A 24,713-nucleotide genomic window follows, 5' to 3' on the forward strand; every position below is an offset into this window, starting at 1 on the left:
GAGACGGGCTGACCTGACGCTGGTGCGACAGCGTTGGCCCACTATGTCAGGCATTGCAGTCCCATAGCGGCAAGAAGCCCACCCAGGATCATCGCCATGGCTGAGCGCCAATCGATTGAGGCTTTCCTGCAGGGCCCGGGTCCGGTGGTGGATGTCCGCGCCCCGGCTGAATTCGAAAAGGGCCATATCCCTGGGGCCCAGAACTTGCCTCTGTTCAGCGACCAGGAGCGTGCGGAGGTCGGAACGAGCTACAAGCAGCAGGGGCGCACTGCGGCGGTACAGCTCGGCCTCTCGCTGGTGGGGCCAAAGCTGGCCTTCCTAGGGGAAAAGCTGCAGACGCTCAGCAGAAGCCATCCAGGACAACCCCTGAAAATCCACTGCTGGCGCGGCGGAATGCGCTCGGGGAGCATCGCCTGGCTAGCCGAAACCCTCGATCTTGAGGTTGTACTGCTGGAGGGCGGATACAAGAGCTATCGCCAGTGGGTCCTCGCGCTGATGGAGCAGCCCTGGCCCATTCGCCTTCTCGGCGGACGGACAGGGACGGGGAAGACCGACCTTCTGGTGGCCCTGGCGGAACAAGGCGTAGCGGTGCTGGACCTCGAAGGACTGGCGAATCACCGCGGCAGCAGCTTTGGCGGCTTGGGTTTGCCGGCCCAGCCGACCACGGAGCACTTCGAAAACAAAATCGCTGAAGTGCTGCAGCAGCACCGCCCGGCTCAAGAGATCTGGGTTGAAGCCGAAAGCGTGCAGGTGGGCCGCTGCCGGATTCCCTCGGGGCTCTGGCAGCAGATGCAGGGAGCACCACTTCTGGAAATCACAAGACCCGTAGAGGAGCGACTGGAGCAGCTGGTGGCGGTCTACGGAATCCAGGACCCCCTGGCCCTTGCCGATGCCACCCAACGGATCGCCAGACGCCTGGGTCCCCAACGCACCAAAACCGCCCTCGAGGCGATCGAGCAAGCGGACTGGCATGGCGCCTGTGCGCAGATGCTGGACTACTACGACCGCTGCTACGACCACGAGCTCGAGCGTCATGGTCAAACCGAAGAGCCGAGCCCACGGGAGCGACTCGACTGTGCGGGGCTAACTCCGCAGGAGGCCGCCGAGCAACTGATCGAAAGCGGAGCGGCAACCAGATCCGCCGGGCAGCATCACTAGGATCAGCCTTTGCGATAACGGGCGATGGCCGCGATCCAGTTTTTCCCCGGTGTGGATGAGCCGGTCGTGCCCGATATCCGTATGACCCGTTCGCGGGATGGTCGCACCGGTCAGGCGATCTTCGTGTTCGATCAGCCCCAGGCCCTCTCCCCCGAGACCATGGCTGACATCGGCGGCATGTACATGCTCGATGAAGAGGGTCAGATGGTGACCCGCGACGTCAACGCCAAGTTCGTCAACGGCAAGCCTTCGGCCCTGGAGGCCACCTACACCTGGAAAACCACCGAGGATTTCGAGCGGTTCATGCGCTTTGCCGAGCGCTATGCCCAGGCCAATGACCTCGGCTTTGCCCAGAACAAAAAGGACGAAGCTGGCGAAGAGGACGCCAACTGAATTCAATCGCCGCAATCGGCGCTAAAACAACACGAGTTGGCCTCCCCCTTTGCGATTCGGCCAGTGGCTCGGATTGATTGCCACAGCAGCGGCGCTGGTGCTGCTGTGGTCCCTGCGGGAGGTCCTCGTCCTCGTCTTTGCTGCCGTGGTGCTCGCCATGGCCATCTGCACCCTGGTGGGTGTGACCCAAGAGCGCTTGCGCTGCAACCGTCCGCTGGCGCTCTTCATCAGCCTGGGGGGCTTGCTTGTGGTGGTGGTGCTGACCACCGCCGTCGTGGTCCCACCGTTTGCTGCCCAGTTCCAAGAACTGCTGCGGCAGCTTCCAGCAGCCCTGCAGTTGGCGATGCAGCTGCTACGCCGCACCCTGGATCAGAGCAGTCAGATGCTCTATGGCCGCGAGGCGCTGCAGTGGTTGCAGAAGAGCTGGCTCAGCCAGGGGTCCGGCAGCCTTGACCCGACCGAGGGGTTCCTGAAGCTGCTTGGGATTGCAGGGAACCTGGGCAGCGGGCTTGTGGAGCTGCTGTTTGTGGTCGCTGTCAGCCTGATGGTGGCGATCCAACCCCAGGCCTACCGGGAAATAGCGATCCTGCTGGTCCCATCGTTTTATCGGCGACGCTTCCGGGACGTTCTCACGCTCTGCGGTGAGGCCCTCAGCAGTTGGATGGCCGGCGTGCTGATCAGCTCGCTCTGCGTCGGTGTCTTGGCCGCCATCGGCCTGTCACTACTGGGGGTGAAGCTGGTGGCCGCCAACGCGCTATTGGCTGGCCTGCTGAACATCATTCCCAACATCGGACCGACCTTGAGCACGGTCTTTCCGATGTCCGTGGCGCTGCTCGATTCACCCGTCAAAGCGCTGCTGGTGCTGCTGCTTTATTTGGTGATTCAGCACATCGAGAGCTACCTGATCACCCCTTCGGTCATGCATCACCAGGTGAAATTGCTGCCTGGATTGACCTTGATTGCCCAATTCTTCTTCACGGTGATCTTTGGTCCCTTGGGACTGCTCTTGGCGCTGCCACTGGCGGTCTGCCTCCAGGTCCTGGTTCGCGAAGTACTGATCCAGGACGTACTGAACGGCTGGGAACTCCCGATGGCTGAGCGCTGATGACACCACGCAGTTTGCTCTTGCTGCTGTCCCTTGTGGTTCTTGGGCTCTTGGCCTGGGAACTGCGCTGGGTTCTGATGGTGCTCTTCGGCGCCGTCGTCCTCGCTGTCGCCCTCGACGTGCCCGTGAGCTGGTTGCGCCGAGGCCTGAGACTCAGCCGGCCACTGGCACTCCTGCTGGTGCTGATGGTCCTGGCTCTTCTGAGCTGGCAACTCACGGACTTACTCCTGCCTGAATTGCTCGAGCAGCTCAATCAGCTGACCCAGCTGGTGCCAGCGCTGATTGCACGCCTTTCGGAATTGCTGGGCGGTGTCAGCGTCCTGGAGGGTCTGGAAGGTCGACTCGCCGATCTGATCACACTCGACAAGTTGCAACCGATTGGAGCCCAACTGATTGGGTTCGCCGGGGGAGCGGCCAGCGGCACCGTGCTGCTGCTGTTGATGGGGCTGCTGGCGATCCTGTTGGTCCTCGATCCGCGCAGTCACCAACGCCTGGTGTTGGCCTTGACGCCAGCCCACAGCCGGCCGCTGGTGCAGAACCTCCTGACAGAAAGCCGCCAAGCCCTCGGGGGCTGGCTGGCGGGAATGACGCTCTCGGCCTCGGTGGTGTTCCTCCTGACCTGGGCCGGCCTGGCAGCCTTGAAGGTTCCCTTGGCCCTGTTGAGCGGATTGATCTGCGGCCTTCTGACCTTTGTGCCCACCATCGGCCCCACCCTGGCGAGCCTGCTACCGGTGGCTGTGTCGCTGTTGATCTCGCCGACCCTGGCCGTTCAGGTGATCGTGCTTCGCCTGGTGCTGCAGAACGGCGAGGCGTTCCTACTCACGCCCCTGCTCCTGAGTCGAACGGTCAATCTGCTGCCCACCGTCGCGCTGATGGCGCAGCTCAGCCTGGGGGCACTGCTGGGCCTACCCGGTGTACTGCTGGCCCTACCGCTTGTCGTCGTCCTCCAGGTCTTCTCTCAACGGGTGCTGGTGGAGCAGGTCATGGACCGGTGGACCTAGGGCTATCGCCGCTGGCGGATCAAGCTCGGGGTCAAGATCAAGACCGTGACCGCAAGCAAGTGATAGCGGGGAATCATCAACAAGCTGATCCAGGTGAAGTGCTCGGCTAGGAGCTGAAGCTCACCGCGCAGATCCCAGAGGGCAAGGAGTGCCAACGCCACCGGGGCCCATGGCACAGAGAACCGCCTGGATCGCGTCATCGACGCGAGAGAACGGGCAAGAGTGTGGGTGCAATACCGATGCTGGACCAGCTGCCAACGCCAATGCCAACGGTCAGGGCCACGGCGAACCAGAACAAGCTGCTGCCGCCAAAGAGCAGCAACGAGACCAACGGCAGCAGGGTGGTGAAGGACGTGTAGAGCGAGCGGGTCAAGGTGGCATCCACCGCCACATCAACCTGTTCCTGCAAGCTCATGCCCTGAAGAGCCCTTTTTTGCTCGCGAATGCGGTCGAAGACAACCACCGTGTCATTGACCGAATAACCCGCGACGGTGATCAACGCCACGGCAAACAGGGAATTGACCTCAATGCCGCTGATCAGTCCCAACCAGGCGAAGACCCCGCAAGTAATGACGATGTCGTGGGCCAGGCAGAGCAGGGCCAAGCCTGCAAACACCCCGTCGTAGCGAAAGCTGATGTAGAGCGCGATCGCAGCAAAGCTGACCAACAGGGAAATCAGGCTTCCTTTGAGCAGCTGGGAGCCAAGGGTGGGTCCAATGGTGTTGATCGCAACCTGTTGGGGGTTCACCGTGCCAATCACCGGGGCCAAACCTTCGATCAGGGTCCGGGTCTGCTCGGGCTCAAGGTCCGGCAGGCGCAGATCCACCGAACGACCGCGGTCGAGCACCTGCACTCCAGCATTGACCAGCTGGGGAGCCGCTTGACCACCGACCTCCGGCAGCGTGAGCATGCGCAGCTGCTGACGCACCTCAGCGGCTTTGAGTCCCGCACAGTCCGCTCCGCTGCAGCTGCGCTGAATCTCCACCTGGGTTCCACCGGTGAAATCCAAACCGGGCTTCAAGGGAGCGGCGATGCGGGGGTTGCTCCAACACAAGGCCATCCCCACCAGGCTGAGCAGGACGGCCAAACCAGAAGCAAGCCAGCCCTGGCGGCGGATGCGGCTGATGCGAAAGCGGGGCGCTGTGACGGCCACGGAGGTCGAGGAATCGGACATCAGGAGGCCTGGGCTGGCAGCTGGGACTGGGGCAAGAAGTAGCTGGAGCGGCGCAGGGCGGGATACCCCATCAAGAGACGCAGCAGGGTGCGGGTGCAGGTCAAAGCCGTGAACAGGCTGAGCACCAAGCCGATGCCCAAGGTGACGGCAAAGCCCTTCACCAAGCCAGTGCCAAGCGCAAACAGCGCCACGCAGCTAATCAAACCGGTGATGTGGCCATCAAGGATGGATGAGAAGGCCAGCGAGAAACCCGCATCAATCGAGCGGATCAAGGTGTTCCCGCGTCGCAACTCCTCTTTGACCCGCTCAAAAATCAGAACGTTCGCGTCGACAGCGATCCCGATCGAGAGGATGAAGCCTGCGATCCCTGGCAGGGTCAAGGTGACGGGGATCAGGGCATACATGGCCAGGTTGAACAGGGCATAGAGCGCCAGAGCAACCACAGCCACAACGCCGGGCAAGCGGTAGACGACGACCATGAAGACGGCGACCAAGGCCAAGCCCAGCAGGGCAGCCTGAAGGCTGCGTTGGACGTTCTCGCTACCGAGAGTGGCGCCAATGGTGCGCTGCTCGATCACCTCCACCGGCAAGGGCAGCGAGCCACCGCGGAGCTGAACCTCCAGGTCGCGGGCCTCTTCGGCGCTGAAGTTGCCCGTGATGCTTGCGGCACCGCCGCTGATGCCGGCGGGTTTGAACTCCGGCCCCACACTCGCTTCGCTGATGGAGCGGCCGTCGAGAACGATGCCAAGGAGGCGTCCGCTACCGGCAATGCTCTGGGTGAGTTGGGCGAACTTACGGCCCCCCTCGGTGTTGAAACTCAAGGTGACATCCCAAGCGCTGCCGGCCTGGTTCTGCTGACGCCCGGCACCCGTGAGATCCTTACCGGTGAGGGCGGCCGGCTCGTAGAGGTCGACGATCTTGGTGTTGACCGCAGCCAGCAACAACTCCAGCTGCTCGGTCTCCGTGCTGCCGGCAGGAGCACTGACGCCGGCGTCCTTGAGGAGCTGTGCCAAGCCATCGGCATCAAGGTCGACCGCTTGGGTTTGACCTTGATCCTTGGAGCGGCGCAGGTTGAGAACCGCTTGGGCCTGGCGCTTGAGCTTGAGCAGGCCGCTCATCTGCTGTTCAGTGCCTGTCTTCTGCGCGCGGAACTCCAGAAGGGCCGTAGTGCCCAAGACCTTGGCGGCACGGCTGGGGTCCTGTTCACCAGGCAACTGCAGCAGCAGTTGATCGTCGCCAATGGTCTGAAGGGTGGATTCACTCACCCCCAGGCCATTGATGCGCCGGTCCAGGACGTCCTTAACGGCCTCCAGTTGCTCGCTCTGCACGCGCTGAATCGCACCAGCCGGCAGGACTTGAAGGGTCAGTTGACTGCCCCCGCGCAGGTCGAGACCCAACTGAAGTGGGAACGAAGCAAGAACAGCCCCGGCTGCAAAGGCCAGGGCCAAGATCAGGGCAAACCACCCCTGTTGACGTGCCATTTCAGACCTGGCCAGCCTTGAGGGCTTTGGCCGCTTCAACGATCTGATGCGGCTGAATGATGGTCAGGTTTTCCAGGGTGCCGTTGTAGGGCGTGGGGATGTCCTGGGAGGAGAGACGGATCGGGCGGGCATCCAGGTCGTCAAAGCAGTGCTCGGTGATCAAGGCGATCAACTCGGCGCCAATGCCGCCGGTCTTCATGCACTCCTCAACCACCAGGACCTTGTGGGTCTTGCGGATGGAGCGGGAGATCGTCTCCATGTCGAAGGGCTTCAGGCTGATCAGGTCGATCAGCTCCACGCTCACACCCTCCTTCTCCAGCTGTTCCACGGCCTTCAGGCAGTGGTGACGCATGCGGGAGTAGGTGAGGATCGTGACATCGCTTCCTTCCTTGACCAGATCGGCCTGGTCCAGGGCGCAGGTGTAGTCGCCCTCGGGGATGTCCTCAGAGAGGTTGTAGAGCAACACGTGCTCGAAGAAGAGCACGGGGTTGTTATCGCGAATCGCCGCCTTCATCAGGCCCTTGGCATTCGTCGGGGTGCTGACGGCAACGATCTTGATGCCGGGAACCGCGTGGAAATAGGCCTCGAGACGCTGGCTGTGCTCCGCGCCCAGCTGACGGCCCACACCACCAGGGCCGCGAACCACGGTGGGAATCGTGAAGTTGCCACCGCTGGTGTAGCGGAGCATCCCCATGTTGTTGGAGATCTGGTTGAAGGCGAGCAGCAGGAAGCCCATGTTCATGCCCTCAACGATCGGGCGAAGGCCCGTCATCGCCGCACCAACGGCCATGCCCGTGAAGGCGTTCTCAGCAATCGGGGTGTCCAGGACCCGCAGTTCGCCGTACTTGTCGTAGAGATCCTTCGTGACCTTGTAGGAACCGCCGTACTGACCGACGTCTTCCCCCATCACGCAGACATGGGGATCACGCGCCATCTCTTCGTCGATGGCCTCACGCAGGGCGTTGAAGAGAAGGGTCTCTGCCACGGTTGAAAAGCGGGTCCGGCACTGGACCGGGGTGGGGCCAACCTATCTCAACCGCCTGCGGCGAAGGTCAGCAACAACAACACTGACAACAGCATTCCGGGTGAGAGGAGCAGCACCAGCAGCTGCAGGTCGTGGCCGGTCATGTCGTCGTCAGGCTGCCCGTGGCCAAAGGCTAGGGGGTTTCTTCCGCCTGTTCCCAGCCCGGTAAGAGGCTGCGGATAAATGTCAGGAACAGGCCCAATCCAATGAAGGCAAAGGTGAAGGTGGCCAGAAAGGTCATCCCCACCACCAGGGTCTTCATAAAGACCGCAATGCTCTGGGCAAAGCGGGCCTCGTACTGGGGCGGATGGTCGGCGTAGTAGCCCACCACCTTCCCGGCCAATTGCAGCGCAAGCCAGCCGAAGCCAAAGCTCGTCAGGGAGCCGCTCAAGAAGCTGATCGGCCCCTTGCGAGGTTTCTGCTTGGCGCTGGCGAGGTCTTGGCTGTCGCTTTGGGTCTCACTCACGCGGGGTGGATGGTGCTGCGTTCAGACCAGCGTGGCACCAGAGCCCGTGCAGCGGCACACCCAGGACTCAAAGCCAGCGGCTTCCAGGGGAGCGGCCAGCTGCTGCTGCGCCGCTTCGGCGGCGTCCCGGTCGACGAACAAGGCGAACAGGCTTGGCCCTGAGCCGCTCATGGCCACCGCAGCGCCCGCCTCAGCCCGCCGCAGGATCGACAATCCCTCCCGAACGCTCGCCACCTCCGGCTCCACCACCCTCTGGAGGTCATTGCGGATCACCGGCAGGGGCGCTCCGCCGCTCAATCCCTGCAACAACGCCGCCTCACGTAGGGCCTGGCGCCGCTGCTCAAAGTCGGCCTCAGTCGAGAGGTAGTCCGCTCCAAATTGCTCCCGGCACTGCCTGTAGGCCCAGGGGGTGGAGACGCTGGACTCTGGATGTTTGATCAGCAGCACCCCCAGTGCAGGGGGCTCCGGCAGGCCTGCGGACTCCAGAACCTCGCCCCGGCCAAAGCACAGCTGGGTGCCGCCATCCAGGCAGAACGGCATGTCTGAGCCGAGCTCAGCGGCCATCGCCAAGAGCTGCTTAGCGCTGAACCCACAGCCCCAAAGCGTGTTCAGACCCACCAGAGCCGCCGCACCATTGCTCGAGCCCCCCGCCAGCCCTGCCCCAATGGGGATGCGTTTGGTCAGGTGCATTGCCACACCGAGCTCGGGCAGCCCTACCCGCTGCTTCAGCAACTCAGCCGCCTTGACGATCAGGTTGTTGCCATCGGTCGGCAGGTCCGAGCGATCACAGCGCAGGCTCACCGCTCCATCAGCCGTCGGGCTGAGGCTGATCGTGTCGACCAAATCCAGGGTCTGCATCACCATCGCCAGCTCGTGAAAGCCGTCGGGGCGAAGGCCCAGCACCTCGAGATGCAGGTTGATCTTGGCGGGGGCGCTGACCTGCAGCTCAGCCATGGCGAGATTGCGTCGAGTCCGGGATGAGCCGATTCAAGCCCGCCGCCAGGCTCACCCAACGCTCTGGTGCCACCTCCTGGGGACGCTGCTGCAGACCGATCTCCGCGGCCTCGGTCAGGCTCTGCAACTGCTCAGCCTCCACTAGGCCCGAGAGGGTGTTGCGCAGCATCTTGCGGCGGGCCGCGAAACAGCGCCGCAGCAGCATCTCCACCGTTTTGGCCAGGGCTGGATCCAGTCGCTGCTCAAGCGGTAAGGGATCTAGGGCCACCACCTCACTCATGACCTTCGGCGGCGGTTGGAAGCAGCGAGGGGGCACAGGACAGACCGTGCTGCAGCGCGCCAAGAGCTGCATCCGCACACTCAGGGCGGAATAGGCACTACTGCCGGGACGGGCCCGAATCCGCTCGCCCACCTCCTGCTGCACCAACAGCACCAAACGGCGATAGGGCTGCAGCGCTGGGCGATCAAGACGTCCGACCAGGCGCTCCAACAGGGGCCCTGTGATGTTGTACGGAATGTTGGCGACCACGGCGGTGGCCTCCGGCAGCTCCACCGCCAACACATCCCCTTCGGTCAACGAGAAGCGCGGATTCGCACCAAAGCGCTCCTGCAGGCCCGACACCAGATCACGGTCCAGCTCAACGGCGCAGACCGCGCGGGCGGAGGACTCCAAGAGCCGCTCGGTGAGGGCTCCTCGACCCGGGCCCACCTCGAGGACCGTGTCAGCGGCGGTCAACTCAGCGGCCTGAAGAATCCGATCGAGCACGGACTGGTCCTTCAGCCAGTGCTGGCCAAAACGTTTGCGGGCGCGATGGGCCGCGAAGGACATCAGAGGACGGGCGCAGGCCTACGTCCACATTGCTTCACTCAGCGCCAAGGCAACCAACGCACAGGCCTTCGGCTTGGGGGCAGTGGGACCAAGGCACAGATCCATTCCCAGTGGCAGTCCTGATACTGCGGATGCCGCTGCAACCAGAGCATCAAGCTGCTCTCCAGCCGCAACCGCTTGGGCCGCTTCAGGGCCGCCATCCCCCAGGCGTCCGGACCCGAGCGGGATCGGCCCTTGACCTCCACCAGCAGCAGGCGCCCAGGTTTATGGAGCAGCAAATCGAGCTCACCCCAACGGCAACACCAGCGCTGCTCAAGCAAGGTCCAGCCGGCGGCCTGCAGCAGCCGCAGGGCCCGCTGCTCAGCCCAGTGGCCCTGCCGTTGTGAAGGGGAACGTCCGATCGCCTGCAGCGTGTACTGCTCCTTAGGGTTCCCCAGCTGAGGGCAGCTGACCGCGCAGTTGCCGCAGGCAGTACTTGCAGCCGCCCGTGGTCACCAGGTGACGCTCGGGCGTGATCGAAATCTGACGGACCGGATGCTCCCGGCAGCGGATCTTGATCGGCGACTTAAAACTTCTGTATTGGATGCCGCTGTAGTCGTAGCGCTCCCCGAAGCGCGCCCTGGCCCGGGCCAAAAACGTATCGCGGTCGATCGGGTTGCCCATGGGCCTGCACTGGCGGTCGATCGCTCGACCCGTTCCGCTCAGTGAACCAAAAACGAGAGGGTCGTGAGGTTAGGAGAACAACCAACCGTCCCCACCCAGAGAGCCTGCTTAGGGTTGCCGGGCACCGGCTCTCCTCCATGCGTCGCTTCTTCCGGTCCCTGCTGTCCTCAGCGCTGCTTGCGCTGATCCTCCTTCTGGCGCAACCCGCACAGGCGGCGATGGACTACGCCAAGCAGGTGTTGATCGGCCACGACTTCGCCGGAGTCGACCTGCATGGCGCAACCTTCAATCTGACGAACCTGCGGGAAGCGGACTTCCACGGAGCCGACCTGCGCGGCGCCAGCCTCTACGGCGCCAAGCTCCAGGACGCCAACCTCGCCGGAGCGGACCTCAGCGACGCCACCCTCGACTCGGCCGTCCTCGAGGGAACGGACCTGCGCAATGCGGTCCTTGAGAACGCCTTTGCCTTCAACACCCGCTTCAAGGACGTCCTGATCGATGGGGCGGACTTCACCAACGTGCCCTTCCGCGGTGATGTCCTGAAAACCCTCTGCGCCAGTGCCAGCGGCACGAACCCCGTGACCGGTCGCGTCACCAAAGACACCCTTGAGTGCAGCTGATGAGCTTCGATGCCCGCAGCCTGGAGCGCCTGCAAGAACTCGGCCGCTCCCTCCCCAAGCCCCTTCCCAAACCCGAGACCAGCGTCGAGACGAAGCGGGCCTCCGCCAAACGCCATCGCGTTGAGACCGAGACCGATCCCCAGGCGCTATTCGGGGAATTGATGAAGGCCAGCCAAGACGGGACAGTCCCCCCCCATCTGATGGATCGCCTGCGCCAGGCGGAAGCCGATCAAGAGCGCAAACGGCAAGCCGCCCAACGGGAGCAGCTGCAATCCCTACAAGGCCAAACCAACCGCAGCCCTGGTGGCTTGCAAACCCAGGGCAAACCCCAGGAACTCCGGCCCAATCAGCAGCGCCGGCGCCCCGCCAACAGCGAAGAACAGGATCTCTATGTGGCCTTCCAGCAGTTTCTGCTGGAAGGGGACGAGGAGAGCTGAGACCAACCCCTGGGACTCAAGGACGGAGCTCAGTGATCTGAGGGCGCTGATCCAAAGCCATCACCTGAATCGTTCCCCCATCCAAGGGCAGGCGATCAAAGCGAAGGCTGCGCAGATCTGGATTGTCGTAGGTCTGGATGTAATAGACGAGGTTCTGCTGATCAGCGGCAACACTCCACTCGGTGATCTCATAGGTGCTCGTGGCACCAGCGCCCCCAAAGGCGCCCCCGGGCGGTAACTGCACGCTTCCCGGCGGCAAATCAAACTGACCCAGGATTCGGAAGGCCGTCCCCACCTGCTGCTGGCTGCTCAGGTTGGTGGGCGCGAAACGACTCAGTGTCAGGGCCCGGATGAAGCGGGAGGTCGCCAGAAAATCTCCGGGTAGGCCATGCAGACCTGCGCCCGTACTGGCCGGGGGCAAGGCCAAGCCGTTGATGCGCATCTCCGGCGGTGGCATCGCGCTCAAATTGGCGTAGTTCCCTGCTGCCGCCAGGTGATACGGGAAGGGCGGATCGTTGGTATAGGCACCCGTGGGGTTGTCCATCAGGTTGAGCACCCCGTCGATGTATTCCACCGAAAGGCTCTGGCCGCTGCGATCGTGCAGGGTCATGTGAATCGGCAGCGGTCCACCGAAAGCCGGGACGCTGGCGCCGTTCACCAAAATCTTGGGCAAGCCGCGCTTGACCTCCGCGATGCTCGCGAAGTTCGTCAGCACATAGGTCAGCAGCTGCGCGCTGTTGATGGAGCGCTGGGTCTGCCCCGGCGGGACCGTTTGAAACTTGGCGTAGCCCGCGAAATACAGCAGTCCGCCGGCGAGGCCCTTTTCATTCATCCCATCGGGGACGACATCCTTGAGTCCCAGGGCATTCAGGCCCACCACGGCGTAGCGGCTGGTCCAGGCCAGACCATTGCCCTGCCCTCCATCGGGGCCATTGCCCCGCAGTGGCGTACCCCGCTGAATCAGCACGGCCTGGCTGTTGAGCGGCTGGCCGAATTCCATCGTGCGCGCATAGACCCGACCGCCATCGGATCCGCGCAGCACAAAGCTGGTGCACGCCCGCAGAGGCGAAGCCGTCAGCCCGCCCAGTCCCGCAGCCGCCAGAGCGGCGACGAGCGAGTGAGCCGGCCGGCGCAGGCGGCGAATCCAGCGCTCCATCGATCCAGGGACAGGCACAACCACCACCCTGACCATCCGGGACGGAGACGGCAACATCAACCCTAGTGGTACACCTGAACTATCCTGAAGGGGTGTGTCGGGTGCGTGCGTGTCGGTCCCTGTTGTTCTGATCGGCGGGCTGCGGGACGAGCGCCCGCGGCGGCCGCTTCCCTTGGCCAGCAGCACCGTGGCCGCCGGCTTCCCCAGCCCCGCCGACGACTACATCGATGTCGGCATCGACCTGAACGAGACCCTGATCCGGCACCCCAGCAGCACCTTTTTTCTGCGGGTGAGCGGTGATTCGATGGTCGAGGCCGGGATCCAGCACGGCGACCTGCTGGTGGTGGACCGCAGCCTCGAGGCCCGGCCGGGCCATGTCGTGGTGGCCGTGCTCGACGGCGCCTTCACCTTGAAGCGCCTGGCTCGCCACCAAGGGCGGCTGCGGCTCGAAGCCGCCAACAGCGCCTACCCCCCCTTGGAGCTGCACCACTGCGGCGATGTGCAGATCTGGGGTGTCGCCATCCACGCCATTCACAGCCTCGCCACCCATGGCTGACGCCCTCGGGCTGATCGATGCCAACAACTTCTATGCCAGCTGTGAGCAGGCCTTCGATCCCGCGCTCCTGGGGCGCCCCGTCGTGGTGCTCTCCAACAACGACGGCTGCGTGGTCTCCCGCAGCAGCGAGGCGCGGCAACTCGGCATTGGCATGGGCAAGCCCTACTTCCAGATCGCGGAGCAACTGGAACAGCACGGCGTGGTCGTGCGCAGTTCTAACTACGCCCTCTACGGCGACATGAGCCAACGGCTGATGAGCAGCCTGGAGCCCTTCGTCGCCGAGCTGGAGGTGTACTCGATCGATGAGGCCTTCGTTCGTCTGCCGAGGCCCAAAAGCGGTGACCTTCTTCCCTGGGCCAGTGCCCTGCGCAGCCGGATCCGCCACAACCTGGGGCTGCCCATTGCCATCGGCCTGGCCAACAGCAAGGTGCTGGCGAAAGTGGCGAACCACATCGCCAAGGGAGAACGGCAACACGCTGGTGTCTTTGACCTCAGTCCACCCGAGGAGACCACCGCCTGGCTGGAGCAAACCCCGGTGGAGGAGATCTGGGGGGTCGGCCGACGCCTGAGCCGCTGGTGCCGGCTACGGGGTGTCAGCACGGCGCAGCAACTGAGGGACATGCCCAGCGGAGAACTGCGGGCCAAAGCCGGGGTGGTGGGTCTGCGCCTGCAATTGGAACTGCAGGGCATCAGCTGCCTGCCGCTGGAGCAGCAACCAGCGGACAAACAGGAAACCTGCGTCAGCCGCAGCTTCAGCCGGCCCGTCACCACCGAAGAGGAACTGCGCCAGGCCATCGCCAGTTATGTCAGCCGCGGCGCCGAGAAGTTGAGGCGGCAACGGCAACGGGCCGGACGACTCACGGTCTTCGCACGAACCAGTCCCTTTGCCCCAGGCTTCTACAGCCAGGCCGCCAGCGTCAGCCTGCCCCTCGCCAGCAACGACACCGGGGTTCTGCTGCGGGCCGCCAGCCAGATGATCTCCAGCCTCTACCGGCCCTACAAGCGCTTCGCCAAGGCGGGAATTTTGCTGCAGGAGCTGCAGCCCGAGGCGCAGTTGCAACACCACCTGCTGCAACCGCTCAGTGGCGCCGAGCAACAGCGGAGGGAGGCGCTCATGGCCAGCATCGATCGGCTCAATCGCCGCCATGGCCGCGGAACGGTGCAATGGGCCGCCTGCGGCCTGCAGCCGGCTTGGCTCATGCGACGGGAACAGCTCTCCAGGGCCGCCACCACGCGACTCAGCGACCTGCCCACCGTCTGGGCTCGCTAGGCCGTCAAACGGTGCCGTATTTGACGGTGCTCTGCTTCACACAGAAGGCTTTGGCCTCCTCAATGGAATCGCGCTGCTCGATGCGTTGGGCCACACAGTTGCAGGTGTCTTGAACCATGCCCGGCGGCGGGGACTTGCCAGCGGCCTTGAAGTCCGCATTCATCGCCATGGCGCACTGGTTCTGAATGATCTGAACCAACAGGTTTTGCGCCGAAGCAGGCGCAGCAAAAAGCAGGGTGCTGCCGCTCAAAACGGCCACACCAGCAGCACGTGTCACGAGCAAACGGGCGTCAGTCAGGGGAGGAGCCGGAACGGTTCAGATTGGTGATAGCAGCGCTGAAGCGGAAATGGCAGAGCTGTAGGGAAAGAACAGGCAGCCCTAGGCCGGTTGGGCGTCCTGGACGATCACGTCCTCAAAACTGGCGCGCCGCTGGGAATCGAGGTGATCGATGTGTTTGCGCTCGTTGTAATAGAGATCCTGAAAACGCAGGGCATCGCTGTTGAGCTCAGCGAACATGGCCTCAATGCGGGCCTCCATGTCCTGGCTGGCGCCCTGGGGCACAGGATCCGGCTGCTGGCTGTCATCAAGCAGACGGGCGATACAGCGCTCGAGGGTCTCCAGGCGTTGACTGCTCCAGGCATCCAGAAGGTGACGACAGCGTTTGACGCTGCGCTGCCGCTCGAGGGCTGCCATGGCACCACGCAATTGCAAGGGTGGGTTGCTGAGGGCGAGTCGCTGAACGTCGCTGGGCTCCAGCAGGGGAGTCAGGCGGGCGAGCAATTCCGTTGGCAGTCCTGAGTCGGGATCATCCGCCAAGAGCAGCTGATCGCTCAGTAACCGCGGCAGATCGAGGTCCGCGAGATCGGAACCGGCCTCACTGCCACGGTTGATCGCCTCCAGCCGGCCAACACCGAGGTTGTCTTCCTCGAGGGAGCTGATCACCGCCCAGAGCTGACGGTGATGGGCGATGGCGAAGTCATCGAGCTCGCGGCGGCGCAACTCAGCGCGGATCGGACCGCGATAGGCCGGGCAGTGGAGATAGAGGCGCAGGACCTCGGCCTCGGCCCGCTCCCGCAGGCCCGCCTCACCGGGCTGCTCCCAGCGGCGGGAGCGCCCATGCCAGCGCTGACCTTTGACCTGCTGGCGCAGGTCGTCCTCCAACTGCAGAGCGAGCCGCGCCTGGCCACCACTGAGGCGCTCGGCCACCTGCTGGAGGTAGCGGGAGCGAACGGCGCTGGCGGGCAGCTTGCCCAGCAGCGCCACCAGATCCGTGACCGCCTTTTGGAACTGGTCGGCCTTGCTGAGGTCGCAGCCGTGCAGGACCTGGTCGATCTGCCAATCGAGCCAGAGGGGGGATTGATCCAGCAGGGAGCGGTAGTCCCCTGCGCCGTGCTGCTTGAGGAATTCATCGGGGTCCTTGCCGCTCGGCAGGTGGAGAACCCGCAACTCCAGCTGCCCCTGCAGGGCCAACTGCTCCACCTCGCCAATGGCGCGCTGGGCGGCCCGGACACCAGCGCCATCGGCATCAAAGTTCAGGATCAGCCGTTTGCCGTCGCAGCAGCGACAGAGCTGGGTGATCTGCTGATTGCTCAGGGCTGTCCCGAGGGCCGCAACCGCATTGGTGATGCCCGCGGCATGGAGGGCGATGACATCGAAATAGCCCTCCACCACGACCGCGCGATCGGCCTTGCGGATCGCATTGACAGCCTTATCGAGGCCAAAGAGGTGTTTGCCCTTCTCAAACACCTCCGTCTCCGGAGAGTTCAGGTACTTCGGCTCACCGCCATCGAGGCTGCGGCCACCAAAGCCAATGATTCGGCCCTGGCGATCCGCGATCGGAACCATCACCCGATGGCGGAAGCGGTCGTAGAAGCCATCCCCGCCGCGGCGTGGCACCACCAGCCCGGCCGCCTCCAATAGCTCAGGACTGAGTCCCTCCACCTGTTGGAGATGGCTCAGCAGACCATCCCATCGCTCCGGGGCATAGCCCAGACCAAAGGCCTCAAGGGTGGCCTCATCAAGACCACGGCTGGTCTTGAGGTAGTCAAGGGCCGCGGCGCCCTCCGGAGCGCGCAATTGTGAGCGGAACCATCCAGCAGCCAGGGAGAGGGCCTTGTGGAGTTGATCCCGGCGGGAGAGCTGCTGCCGCAGTCGTTCCTGCTGAGGACCCTCCAGGGTCTCCACGGGAAGCTGGTACTTGCGCGCCAACTCCAGGACGACGTCACTGAAGCTCTGACGCTGCAACTCCATCAAAAACTTGATGGAGTTGCCGCCGGCGCCACAGGAGAAGCAGTAGTAGAACTGCTTGGCCGGTGACACCGTCATCGACGGTGATTTGTCGTCGTGGAAGGGGCAAACCCCGACAAATTCCCTGCCCTTCTTTTTGAGCACAACGTGCTCGCCCACCACATCGACGATGTCAGCGCGCTCTTTAACGGCCTCGATCGTGCGGGGATGGAGGCGAGGGACTGACACGCTCCGGGCGCAAGTGACGCTCCAGGATGGCAGGGCTGGCCTGTGGATGCTGTCCAGCACGCTGAGCTTCAGCCTGATGGGGGTCTGCGTCAAAGCGCTTGGAGGCCGAATCCCTGTGGCCGAGGTGGTGATGGCTCGCTCCGCCATCAGCCTGGTGCTGAGTGTCGCGATGTTGCGGCAGGCCGGTCTCGATCCCTGGGGACAGCGCAAAGGGCTGCTGATCCTGCGAGGCGCCATCGGCACGGGAGCTCTGTTCTGCGTCTTCGCAGCCCTGGCTCAACTGCCCCTGGCACCCGCCACGGTCCTTCAGTACCTGCAGCCCACCTTCACGGCACTGCTGGCCTGGCTGCTCTTGAAGGAAAGACTCGGGGCCAAGGTTTGGATCGCCGCGCTGCTGGGCTGGCTCGCGGTCCTGATCCTCAGCAACCCGATGGAGCTCATGGGCCTGCTTGGGCCCCTCGGCAGTCGATTACTGCAGGTTCAGGCCACGCCCTTACCCATCGGGGGCGTGCTGTTGGCCCTGGCGGGAGCGCTGTTGTCGGCTTGTGCCTACGTCAGCGTGCGTGCCCTTGGCCGCACCGAGCATCCCCTGGTGATCGTTTTTTACTTCCCCCTGGTGGGGTTAGTGCTGACGGCGCCACTGGTGCTGCTGCAGCCGGTTTGGCCAAGCACATGGGAACTCCTGGCCTTAATCGGCGTTGGGGTCTTCACCCAGCTGGGCCAGATCGGCATCACCAAGGGATTGCTCGGGATGCCAGCGGCGCGAGCGACGGCCATGAGCTACGGCCAGGTGCCGTTGGCTGCCCTGTGGGGATGGCTGCTCTTCCAGGAACCCTTGGACCCCGACACCACCACGGCCGCAGTGCTCGTGTTAGCTGCAACGCTCCTGAGCCTGAAACCACAGCGGCGCCAAGCCGCCTAGCTCTGCTCACCCTTCAGCGGAAGGGGATAGGTCAACCAGTCCTGGGTCGCGCCGTCCTCACTGCCACTGGGCCGGGCCAAGCGCCAGCTCTGACCCCGCTCACCGCGCTGCAGATACAGATCAAAAGCGCTGTCGACGCGAATGGGATCCCCGGCCAGGCGCCAATCAAACCGCCCCGTGAGATGGATGCCTTTGCCGCCGCCAATGGGGAGGCTCTCCTGGGATTCCACCCGCACCCGGCTGACCTGGGGTGGGCCAGAAGCATCCAGGGTCAGGGCATCGGCGATGGAGCGCTGGGTGAGATCGATCTGCAGCGCAAGGGCCGACAGCAGCACCTTCTGGGGGGGCTGACCAGAACCGCCACATCCACCCAGCCCGAGGGCCAACACGGCTGACAACAGCAGGGCCAAAGCCCAGGTCAACAGGCGAGAAAGTGGTGCAAGGCGATCAGCCTGGGCGGTCAGACCGGGCAGCATGGCGGGCAGTAAGCGTCTCCCCATGATCGGCTGGCTGCAAGGGCAACTCGCCGATCGCTGGCACCTGAACAACCGATTCGGGGTCCTGCTCGTCTGCTCAGGGGTGGGCTACGAGGTCCAGATGCCCCGTCGCCACTGGGATCAGCTCGGGGGAAACGGCACCGAGGCCGCCCTGCATGTCCACCAGGTCATCCGCGAGGACAGCTGGACGCTCTATGGCTTCTGTGCACGCCATGAGCGCGATCTCTTCCGCGAACTGGTGGCCGTCAGCGGCGTCGGCCCCCAGATGGCCCTGGGGCTGCTTGGGCAACTGAGTTGCGAGGAGCTGGTGCGCGCCATTGTGCAGGCCGATCTTCGCCAGCTCTGCCAGGCGCCGGGGGTGGGGAAGCGCACCGCCGAGCGGCTCTCGGTGGAACTGCGCACCCGGCTCCAGCAACGCTACGGGGAAAGCCTGCAGTTGAGCCAGTCGGACGATCTGCAGGTCAGCGACAGCGGAGAGGGGCCGGCCGCGGGCGTTCGGGAAGAGGTTCAGCTCACCCTTTCGGCGCTCGGCTACGAAGCCCTGGAGATCAACCGGGCCCTGCGGGCGATCAGCCCACAGGGCCCTGAACTTGGGGAGGACGGCGACGCCTGGCTGCGGGAAAGCCTGCGCTATCTCTCCCGGGACGTGGCCTGAGACCTGGGTGTCCCATGGGGCAGTAAGTTGGTTGTTTGCACCGTCAGGGCCAGACGCCGCGCATGCCGCTCGACACCACCAAGAAGCAGGAACTAATCAACGCTCACCAGACCCATGGCACCGACACCGGTTCCGTGGAAGTTCAGGTGGCGATGCTGAGCGAGCGCATCAGCAAGCTGAGTGGTCACCTGCAGGGCAACATCCATGACTTCTCGTCCCGCCAGGGTCTGCTGAAGATGATCGGCCGCCGCAAGCGCCTCCTCAGCTACCTGCGCAGCAACAGCGAGCAGCGCTATTCCGACCTGATCAAAAAGCTCGGCATCCGCGGCTGAGATGGCAAACGAGGGGAAAAACCGCTCCCGCCCGCAGAAGGGCGGCGGCGGACTCGCGCCAAGCGTTCCCCCGAGCCAATCCAAAGCAGCCCAGGGTCGCTCCAAGCCGACCAACCCACAAGCCATCCCACCGGCCGTCGCCAATCGAATGGCGCGACGGGTGGGCATCGCCACCGGCATTCCCACGGTGATGGGCATGGCCACCTTCATCGTGAGCTATGTGGTGGTCAGCCGTGGAATTCTGGACATTCCCCCCGCCGCCACCCTGGTGACGTCTGGGGGATTTTTCCTGTTGGGCCTGCTCGGATTGAGCTACGGGGTCTTGTCAGCCAGTTGGGAAACCTCAGCAGGAACCCTGCTGGGATTCGAGCAGATCGGCGTGAACATCAGCCGGCTGCGCAACTCCGTTAAGCGGCCACCAGCTTCGAGCTGAGCCGAGCCCGGAAGGCCTGGGCCTCCAGACTGCTGAGGGCGGCACGACTGTCGCGCACGCAGAACTGGTGGCCCAGGCGCACATAGCGCACCTGGCTTTGGTCCTTGACCATCGCCACGACGGGGACACGAACACCTCCCTCGTCTTTCTCGGTGCGGTGCTGGTTCAGGCATTCCCGCAGCTTGTGCTGAATGGCGATGTCGCTGGCCTGCGGTCCATCCAGTTCCACCACAAGAAACTGGAGCTCGTCGATGACACGGCAGTCGTCCACGATCAGCTGGACCTGTTCGTCGCGCCGGTCGACGGAGGCCCAGACCAGCAGCCGGGCATCGACCATTAGGTGATCCGAAAGGCGGGCGTAGGTCTTGGGGAAGACCACCGCTTCACAACTGCCGCTGAGATCCTCCAGCTGCAGGACCGCCATCCGGTCCCCCTTGCGCGTGGTCACCGGGCGTAGGCCTGAGACCATGCCAACGACGCTGACCCGCGCCTTATCGGCCTGCTCCTCGAGGCCACCCAGGCCGACGGGTGAAAGCAACTGGACCGGTCGGGTCAGCTGCTTGAGCGGGTGATCAGACAGATAGAAACCCACCAATTCCTTCTCGAGCCTGAGCTTTTCGGTGGGCGGATAGTCCTTGACCGGTGCCGCCTTGGGGGCGGTGCTCAGGTCAGATCCACCCCCCTGGGTCTCCTCTGCATCCCCGCTGGCTGGAGCCGCAAACAGGTCAAAGAGATTGCCCTGGCCACTGGCGCGGTCGCGGGCGCGGGACGAGGCCCAATCAACGATCAAATCCAGATCGGCCATCAGCTGAGCCCGGTTGGCCTCCGGCTCGAGGGCGTCCATGGCACCGCAATGGATTAACGCTTCCAGGGAGCGGCGGTTCAAGGTGGTGCCGGGAATGCGATCACAGAGATCGGCAAGGGACTGGAAGGGACCGTCACTGCTGCGGGCCTCCAGCAGGGCACGAATCGCACCCTCGCCGAGATTGCGCACGGCCGAGAGGCCAAACAAGATGCGATCGCCGACGGGGGTGAAGTCAATCCCGGAGGCATTCACATCGGGGGGCATGACCTCGATCCCCATTGCATTGCAATTGGAGATGTAGCGCTGCACTTTGTCGGTGCTGCCGGCATTCACCGTGAGCAGCGCCGCCATATAGGCAACGGGGTAGTGGGCCTTGAGGTAGGCGGTCTGATACGTCACCGCGCCATAGGCGGTGGAATGGCTCTTGTTGAAGCAGTACTCCGCGAAGAGCACCATCTGGTCGAAGAGCTCATCGGCGATCTTGGCGTCGACACCGCGCTCACTTGCACCTTTGACAAAGATGTCTCGGTGCTTCTGCATCTCCGAGACTTTCTTCTTACCCATGGCCCGGCGGAGAAGATCCGCCTCTCCAAGGGAATAGCCCGCCAGATCCTGAGCGATCTTCATGATCTGCTCCTGGTAAACCATGATCCCGTAGGTCTCCTGCAGGATCGGCTCCAACTTGGCGTGGGCGAAATCAATCGCCTCGCGGCCGTGCTTGCGGTTGATGAATTTGGGAATCAGCCCCGCGTCGAGCGGGCCCGGTCGGTAGAGGGCCAGGATCGAGGAGATGTCCTCCAGGGACGAGGGCTTGAGGTCCCGCACGATCTGGCGCATCCCACTGGATTCCAGCTGAAAAATGCCCTCCAGGTCTCCGCGCGCCAGCAGGCCAAAGGTGCCTTCGTCATCCAAGGGAAGGGCATCGGGATCGATGCTGACCCCTGTGCTCTGCTGCACCAGATCGACGGTTTTGTCGATCATCGTGAGGTTTTTCAACCCCAGGAAGTCCATCTTCAACAGACCCATGGACTCCACGTCTTCCATGAAATACTGGGTGATCACCTGACCGTCGTTGTTGCGTTGCAGCGGAACGACTTCATCGAGGGGATCGGCGGCGATCACCACACCCGCAGCGTGGACGCCAAAGGTTTTGTTGGTTCCCTCAATGCGCATCGCCATGTCGACCCAGCGCTTCACTGCGGGATCGCCGAGGTACTTCTCGCGGAACTCAGGGGCGGGTGATTCCTCACCGATCATCTCCTTGAGCTTGGCGGGTTTGCCGCGCACCACCGGAATCAACTTGGCGAGACGATCGGCATCGCCGTAGGGGATATCCAGCACCCGGGCCACATCCTTGAGGACGGCCTTGGAGGTCATCCGGTTGAAGGTGATGATCTGGGCGACCTTGTCTTCGCCATAGCGCTCGGTGACGTAGTCGATCACCTCACCGCGTCGCTCGATGCAGAAGTCCGTGTCGATATCAGGCATCGACTTGCGCTCTGGATTCAAGAAGCGCTCGAAGAGCAGACCGTTAGTGACCGGATCAATGTTGGTGATGCCGAGGGCGTAGGCCACCAAGGAGCCGGCGGCGGAACCGCGACCAGGGCCCACCGGGATGCCGTTGTCTCGGGCAAAGCGGATGTAGTCCCAAACCACCAGGAAATAGGTCGGGAAGCCCATTTGCTCCATCACCTGGAGCTCGAAATCGAGGCGTTCGCCATAGGTGGCCTCGAAACCGCTGCCCTCCGGAAGCCCCAGGCGCGCGCGTAGTCCCTGCTCGGTCACCTCCCGCAGATAACTCACCGGGGTGTGCCCCTCGGGGATTGGGAAGCGGGGCATTTGATAGCGCCCAAGGATGTCGTAGTCCTCGACCTTCTCTGCCACCAGGGCCGTATTGGCAACGGCCTCGGCCACCACCTCGGGCTCCAGGTGGTCCGCGAAGAGTCCGAGCATTTCCTGCTCGCTCTTAATGAACTCCGTCCCCGTGTAGCGAAGACGCTTCTCATCGGTGACCAACTTGCCCGTCAGCACGCACAGCAGGGCGTCGTGGGCCTCGGCGTCATTGCTGGTGAGGTAATGGGCATCGTTGGTCGCCACCAACGGAATCCCCAATTCCTTGGAGATCTTCACCATCTCCACATTGACGATCCGATCTTCCGGGGAGCCGTGGTCTTGAATCTCGAGGTAGAAGTCGTCACCAAAGACCCCCTGGTACCAACGGGCCACATCCCGGGCCACATCGGGGCGGTCCCGCAGGATCGCCTGGGGAATTTCACCGCCCAGACAGGCCGTGGCAATGATCAGGCCCTCGCTATGGCGCTCGAGGGTCGGCTTATCGATGCAAGCTCTGGAGAAAATGCCCCGCCCGCGCATGCCCCGCAGGTGGCTGATGCTGGTGAGCTTGACCAAGTTGCGATAGCCCACCGCGTTCTTGGCCAGGACAACCAGGTGGTAGCGGCGCTCCTTCTTCGGTGGGTTGGGGTCATCAATGGAGCCATTGATGACATACATCTCGTTGCCGATGATCGGCTTCACGGAACTGCCGCGGCAGAGCTTCAGCAGCTCAATCGCGCCGTACATCACACCGTGATCGGTCAGGGCGATCGCCGGCATTCCCAGCTCCTCAGCCCGCTTCACCATGGCCGGCAGCTGACTTGCCCCATCGAGAAGGCTGTAGTCGCTGTGGTTATGGAGGGGGACGAAGGCCAAGCGCGAAGAAAGCGGTGGAGCCGAGGCTGAGTCCAGGCTAAGCCGGTAACACCAGATTCAGGGTCTAAGCCACCACTTCTTCAGCCCGGCACCCCACCACTAGGGATCAGGGCACCAAGGACGCCTGGGGACGCTTGTCCATCACGCGCGCGGCCTGCTCGTAGTGATAAGCGACCTGGAGCAGGCGCTCCTCTTGAAGAACACCGGTGATGAGCTGCACGCCAATGGGCAGGCCGGCCCCATCAAAACCGCAGGGGAGGCTGATGGCCGGGAGACCGGCCATGTTGGCCGGAATCGTCAACAGGTCAGCCAAGTACATCGCCAGGGGGTCTTCAGCGTGGGCGCCGAAGCCAAAGGCAGTGGTGGGTGAGGTGGGGGTGAGCAACACATCCACCTGACCAAAGGCGGCGTCGAAGTCACGGCGGATCAGGGTACGGACCTGCTGCGCCTTCTTGTAGTAGGCATCCACGTAGCCGGCCGAGAGGGCATAGGTGCCAATCAGGATCCGGCGCTTGACCTCGTCACCGAAGCCTTCGGCCCGGCTGCGGGAGGTCATCTCCGCCAGGCTCGCGGCATCCTCAGCCCGGTAGCCGTACTTCACGCCGTCGTAGCGGGCCAGGTTGGCGGACGCCTCCGAGGGGGCAATCACGTAGTAGGTGGCAATGCCGTCGTTGAAGCGGGGGCAGCTGACATCAACGAGGTCACAGCCCAGGGCCTCGAGTTGGGCCGCAGCGGCCATCACCGAGGCCTTGACCTCAGGGTGCAGGCCCTCGGCTTCAAAACACTCCCGCACGATGCCCACACGCAGCCCCGCCACCGGTTGGGTCAAGGCCGCCCTGTAATCGGGTACGGGAGCCTTCAGACAGGTCGAATCGCGGGGATCCTCACCGGCGATCACCTGGAGCAACTCGGCGGCATCCGAGACGCTGTTAGCGAAGGGCCCCACCTGATCCAGGGAGCTGGCGAAAGCCACCAAGCCATAGCGGCTGACACGGCCGTAGGTGGGTTTGAGACCCACCACCCCACAGAAGGAGGCGGGCTGGCGAATGGAGCCGCCGGTGTCTGATCCCAGGGAACCAGCACACTCACCAGCTGCCACGGCGGCGGCACTGCCACCGGAACTGCCACCGGGAACCTTGTCGGTGTTCCAGGGGTTGCGGCTTGGGCCGAAGACTGAGGTCTCGGTCGAGCTGCCCATGGCGAACTCGTCGAGATTGGTTTTGCCAAGCAGGACTGCGCCGGCACCCCAGAGCCGATCGGTCACCGTGGACTCATAGGGGGGAACGAAGTTCTCCAGCATCCGGCTGGAGCAGGTCGTTCGGATCCCACGGGTGCAGAGGTTGTCCTTGATCGCCAGGGGAACACCCGCCAACGGCGGGAGCTCAGCACCAGAGGCCCTCAGGGCATCGATCCGGTCGGCATCGGCACGGGCCCGTTCAGCCGTGACCTCGGTGTAGGCCTTAACGCTGGGCTCAACCGCCTCGATGCGGCTGAGGTGATGGTCCGTGAGCTCACGGGCGGACACGTCGCCGCTTTTGAGCTGGTCGCGCCACTCGGCGATACCCATCAAACCCAGGTCCAAACCAAGGGTTGACGC

27 protein-coding genes are annotated in these 24,713 nt (G+C 63.8%); 12 read left to right on the forward strand and 15 right to left on the reverse strand.

Annotation, left to right across the window (positions count from 1 at the left end; translation table 11 throughout):
• Positions 1 to 96 precede the first annotated feature (96 nt).
• The 4 genes from mnmH to ACXIQ9_RS01405 are packed head-to-tail and all read left to right on the forward strand — an operon-like array spanning position 97 to position 3,657.
• Positions 97 to 1,158, forward strand: coding sequence for a tRNA 2-selenouridine(34) synthase MnmH (mnmH, locus tag ACXIQ9_RS01390; protein ID WP_459015130.1), 1,062 nt, complete (start codon positions 97 to 99; stop codon positions 1,156 to 1,158).
• 24 nt (positions 1,159 to 1,182) lie between these two features.
• A complete protein-coding gene (gene psb28 / locus ACXIQ9_RS01395) occupies positions 1,183 to 1,551 on the forward strand; it encodes a photosystem II reaction center protein Psb28 (RefSeq protein WP_247478268.1) in 369 nt (122 codons plus the stop codon).
• Positions 1,552 to 1,600: 49 nt separating this feature from the next.
• Positions 1,601 to 2,656, forward strand: a complete 1,056-nt coding sequence (locus ACXIQ9_RS01400) for an AI-2E family transporter (protein WP_459015132.1) — start codon at positions 1,601 to 1,603, stop codon at positions 2,654 to 2,656.
• A complete protein-coding gene (locus tag ACXIQ9_RS01405) occupies positions 2,656 to 3,657 on the forward strand; it encodes an AI-2E family transporter (protein WP_010316859.1) in 1,002 nt (333 codons plus the stop codon). The genes ACXIQ9_RS01400 and ACXIQ9_RS01405 overlap by 1 nt, the downstream gene beginning before the upstream one ends.
• A 2-nt stretch (positions 3,658 to 3,659) precedes the next feature.
• On the opposite strand, the gene ACXIQ9_RS01410 is transcribed toward ACXIQ9_RS01405, so the two are convergent.
• The 9 genes from ACXIQ9_RS01410 to ACXIQ9_RS01450 all read right to left on the reverse strand — a co-directional run bounded on the left by ACXIQ9_RS01410 (position 3,660) and on the right by ACXIQ9_RS01450 (position 10,248).
• The gene (locus ACXIQ9_RS01410; protein ID WP_459015135.1) at positions 3,660 to 3,857 is read right to left on the reverse strand and encodes a hypothetical protein; all 198 of its coding nucleotides are present in this window, start codon (positions 3,855 to 3,857) and stop codon (positions 3,660 to 3,662) included.
• The gene (secF, locus tag ACXIQ9_RS01415) at positions 3,854 to 4,831 is read right to left on the reverse strand and encodes a protein translocase subunit SecF (RefSeq protein ID WP_459015137.1); all 978 of its coding nucleotides are present in this window, start codon (positions 4,829 to 4,831) and stop codon (positions 3,854 to 3,856) included. The genes ACXIQ9_RS01410 and secF overlap by 4 nt, the downstream gene beginning before the upstream one ends.
• Complete coding sequence (secD, locus tag ACXIQ9_RS01420) at positions 4,831 to 6,312, reverse strand: protein translocase subunit SecD (RefSeq protein ID WP_459015139.1); 1,482 nt, start codon at positions 6,310 to 6,312, stop codon at positions 4,831 to 4,833. The genes secF and secD overlap by 1 nt, the downstream gene beginning before the upstream one ends.
• Before the next feature lies 1 nt (position 6,313).
• Positions 6,314 to 7,297, reverse strand: a complete 984-nt coding sequence (locus ACXIQ9_RS01425; RefSeq protein WP_010316850.1) for a pyruvate dehydrogenase complex E1 component subunit beta — start codon at positions 7,295 to 7,297, stop codon at positions 6,314 to 6,316.
• 172 nt (positions 7,298 to 7,469) lie between these two features.
• Complete coding sequence (locus ACXIQ9_RS01430) at positions 7,470 to 7,802, reverse strand: DUF3082 domain-containing protein (protein WP_247478250.1); 333 nt, start codon at positions 7,800 to 7,802, stop codon at positions 7,470 to 7,472.
• Positions 7,803 to 7,823: 21 nt separating this feature from the next.
• On the reverse strand, positions 7,824 to 8,756 hold the full coding sequence (gene ispE / locus ACXIQ9_RS01435; protein WP_459015141.1) for a 4-(cytidine 5'-diphospho)-2-C-methyl-D-erythritol kinase: 933 nt from the start codon (positions 8,754 to 8,756) through the stop codon (positions 7,824 to 7,826).
• Complete coding sequence (gene rsmA / locus ACXIQ9_RS01440) at positions 8,749 to 9,585, reverse strand: 16S rRNA (adenine(1518)-N(6)/adenine(1519)-N(6))-dimethyltransferase RsmA (RefSeq protein ID WP_010316841.1); 837 nt, start codon at positions 9,583 to 9,585, stop codon at positions 8,749 to 8,751. Before rsmA ends, ispE begins: the two co-directional genes overlap by 8 nt.
• A 38-nt stretch (positions 9,586 to 9,623) precedes the next feature.
• Positions 9,624 to 10,022, reverse strand: coding sequence for a YraN family protein (locus tag ACXIQ9_RS01445; protein ID WP_459015778.1), 399 nt, complete (start codon positions 10,020 to 10,022; stop codon positions 9,624 to 9,626).
• The gene (locus ACXIQ9_RS01450; protein ID WP_459015143.1) at positions 10,009 to 10,248 is read right to left on the reverse strand and encodes a hypothetical protein; all 240 of its coding nucleotides are present in this window, start codon (positions 10,246 to 10,248) and stop codon (positions 10,009 to 10,011) included. The genes ACXIQ9_RS01445 and ACXIQ9_RS01450 overlap by 14 nt, the downstream gene beginning before the upstream one ends.
• Positions 10,249 to 10,385: 137 nt before the next feature.
• On the opposite strand from ACXIQ9_RS01450, the gene ACXIQ9_RS01455 reads away from it, so the two are divergent.
• Positions 10,386 to 10,868 carry a pentapeptide repeat-containing protein gene (locus tag ACXIQ9_RS01455; protein WP_247478246.1) on the forward strand — a complete coding sequence of 161 codons (483 nt, stop codon included), beginning with the start codon at positions 10,386 to 10,388 and terminating at the stop codon, positions 10,866 to 10,868.
• Positions 10,868 to 11,305 carry a hypothetical protein gene (locus ACXIQ9_RS01460; RefSeq protein ID WP_459015145.1) on the forward strand — a complete coding sequence of 146 codons (438 nt, stop codon included), beginning with the start codon at positions 10,868 to 10,870 and terminating at the stop codon, positions 11,303 to 11,305. The genes ACXIQ9_RS01455 and ACXIQ9_RS01460 overlap by 1 nt, the downstream gene beginning before the upstream one ends.
• A gap of 16 nt (positions 11,306 to 11,321) precedes the next feature.
• Here the strand turns inward: ACXIQ9_RS01460 and ACXIQ9_RS01465 are convergent, their stop codons facing one another.
• Positions 11,322 to 12,497 (reverse strand): choloylglycine hydrolase family protein, encoded by a 1,176-nt coding sequence (locus tag ACXIQ9_RS01465; protein ID WP_459015147.1) that lies wholly within the window; start codon positions 12,495 to 12,497, stop codon positions 11,322 to 11,324.
• Between the two features lie 73 nt (positions 12,498 to 12,570).
• On the opposite strand from ACXIQ9_RS01465, the gene ACXIQ9_RS01470 reads away from it, so the two are divergent.
• Positions 12,571 to 13,017: a LexA family protein gene (locus tag ACXIQ9_RS01470; protein WP_296415849.1), complete on the forward strand. Its 447-nt coding sequence runs from the start codon at positions 12,571 to 12,573 to the stop codon at positions 13,015 to 13,017.
• Positions 13,010 to 14,287 carry a Y-family DNA polymerase gene (locus ACXIQ9_RS01475; protein WP_296417670.1) on the forward strand — a complete coding sequence of 426 codons (1,278 nt, stop codon included), beginning with the start codon at positions 13,010 to 13,012 and terminating at the stop codon, positions 14,285 to 14,287. Before ACXIQ9_RS01470 ends, ACXIQ9_RS01475 begins: the two co-directional genes overlap by 8 nt.
• A 4-nt stretch (positions 14,288 to 14,291) precedes the next feature.
• On the opposite strand, the gene ACXIQ9_RS01480 is transcribed toward ACXIQ9_RS01475, so the two are convergent.
• Both ACXIQ9_RS01480 and dnaG read right to left on the reverse strand, forming a co-directional pair.
• Positions 14,292 to 14,564 (reverse strand): hypothetical protein, encoded by a 273-nt coding sequence (locus ACXIQ9_RS01480; RefSeq protein ID WP_459015150.1) that lies wholly within the window; start codon positions 14,562 to 14,564, stop codon positions 14,292 to 14,294.
• Positions 14,565 to 14,666: 102 nt separating this feature from the next.
• Complete coding sequence (dnaG, locus tag ACXIQ9_RS01485; RefSeq protein ID WP_459015152.1) at positions 14,667 to 16,763, reverse strand: DNA primase; 2,097 nt, start codon at positions 16,761 to 16,763, stop codon at positions 14,667 to 14,669.
• A gap of 46 nt (positions 16,764 to 16,809) precedes the next feature.
• Between dnaG and ACXIQ9_RS01490 the strand changes: the two genes are divergently transcribed.
• Complete coding sequence (locus tag ACXIQ9_RS01490; protein WP_459015154.1) at positions 16,810 to 17,685, forward strand: DMT family transporter; 876 nt, start codon at positions 16,810 to 16,812, stop codon at positions 17,683 to 17,685.
• Here ACXIQ9_RS01490 and ACXIQ9_RS01495 read toward each other — a convergent pair.
• Positions 17,682 to 18,161 (reverse strand): hypothetical protein, encoded by a 480-nt coding sequence (locus tag ACXIQ9_RS01495; RefSeq protein WP_296415852.1) that lies wholly within the window; start codon positions 18,159 to 18,161, stop codon positions 17,682 to 17,684. The two genes, ACXIQ9_RS01490 and ACXIQ9_RS01495, sit on opposite strands and share 4 nt — an antisense overlap.
• Before the next feature lie 22 nt (positions 18,162 to 18,183).
• Between ACXIQ9_RS01495 and ruvA the strand changes: the two genes are divergently transcribed.
• The 3 genes from ruvA (at position 18,184) to ACXIQ9_RS01510 (ending at position 19,602) form a co-directional block, all read left to right on the forward strand.
• Positions 18,184 to 18,837 carry a Holliday junction branch migration protein RuvA gene (gene ruvA / locus ACXIQ9_RS01500; protein ID WP_029626278.1) on the forward strand — a complete coding sequence of 218 codons (654 nt, stop codon included), beginning with the start codon at positions 18,184 to 18,186 and terminating at the stop codon, positions 18,835 to 18,837.
• A 62-nt stretch (positions 18,838 to 18,899) separates the two neighbouring features.
• A complete protein-coding gene (gene rpsO, locus ACXIQ9_RS01505; protein WP_010316819.1) occupies positions 18,900 to 19,169 on the forward strand; it encodes a 30S ribosomal protein S15 in 270 nt (89 codons plus the stop codon).
• 1 nt (position 19,170) lies between these two features.
• Positions 19,171 to 19,602, forward strand: coding sequence for a PAM68 family protein (locus ACXIQ9_RS01510; RefSeq protein ID WP_247478217.1), 432 nt, complete (start codon positions 19,171 to 19,173; stop codon positions 19,600 to 19,602).
• On the opposite strand, the gene ACXIQ9_RS01515 is transcribed toward ACXIQ9_RS01510, so the two are convergent.
• Together ACXIQ9_RS01515 and gatA are read right to left on the reverse strand one after the other, a co-directional pair.
• Positions 19,577 to 23,116: a DNA polymerase III subunit alpha gene (locus tag ACXIQ9_RS01515; RefSeq protein ID WP_459015157.1), complete on the reverse strand. Its 3,540-nt coding sequence runs from the start codon at positions 23,114 to 23,116 to the stop codon at positions 19,577 to 19,579. The two genes, ACXIQ9_RS01510 and ACXIQ9_RS01515, sit on opposite strands and share 26 nt — an antisense overlap.
• A gap of 106 nt (positions 23,117 to 23,222) precedes the next feature.
• Positions 23,223 to 24,683 (reverse strand): Asp-tRNA(Asn)/Glu-tRNA(Gln) amidotransferase subunit GatA, encoded by a 1,461-nt coding sequence (gene gatA / locus ACXIQ9_RS01520; RefSeq protein WP_459015159.1) that lies wholly within the window; start codon positions 24,681 to 24,683, stop codon positions 23,223 to 23,225.
• Positions 24,684 to 24,713: the final 30 nt, after the last annotated feature.

Source organism: Synechococcus sp. LTW-G, assembly GCF_054459035.1.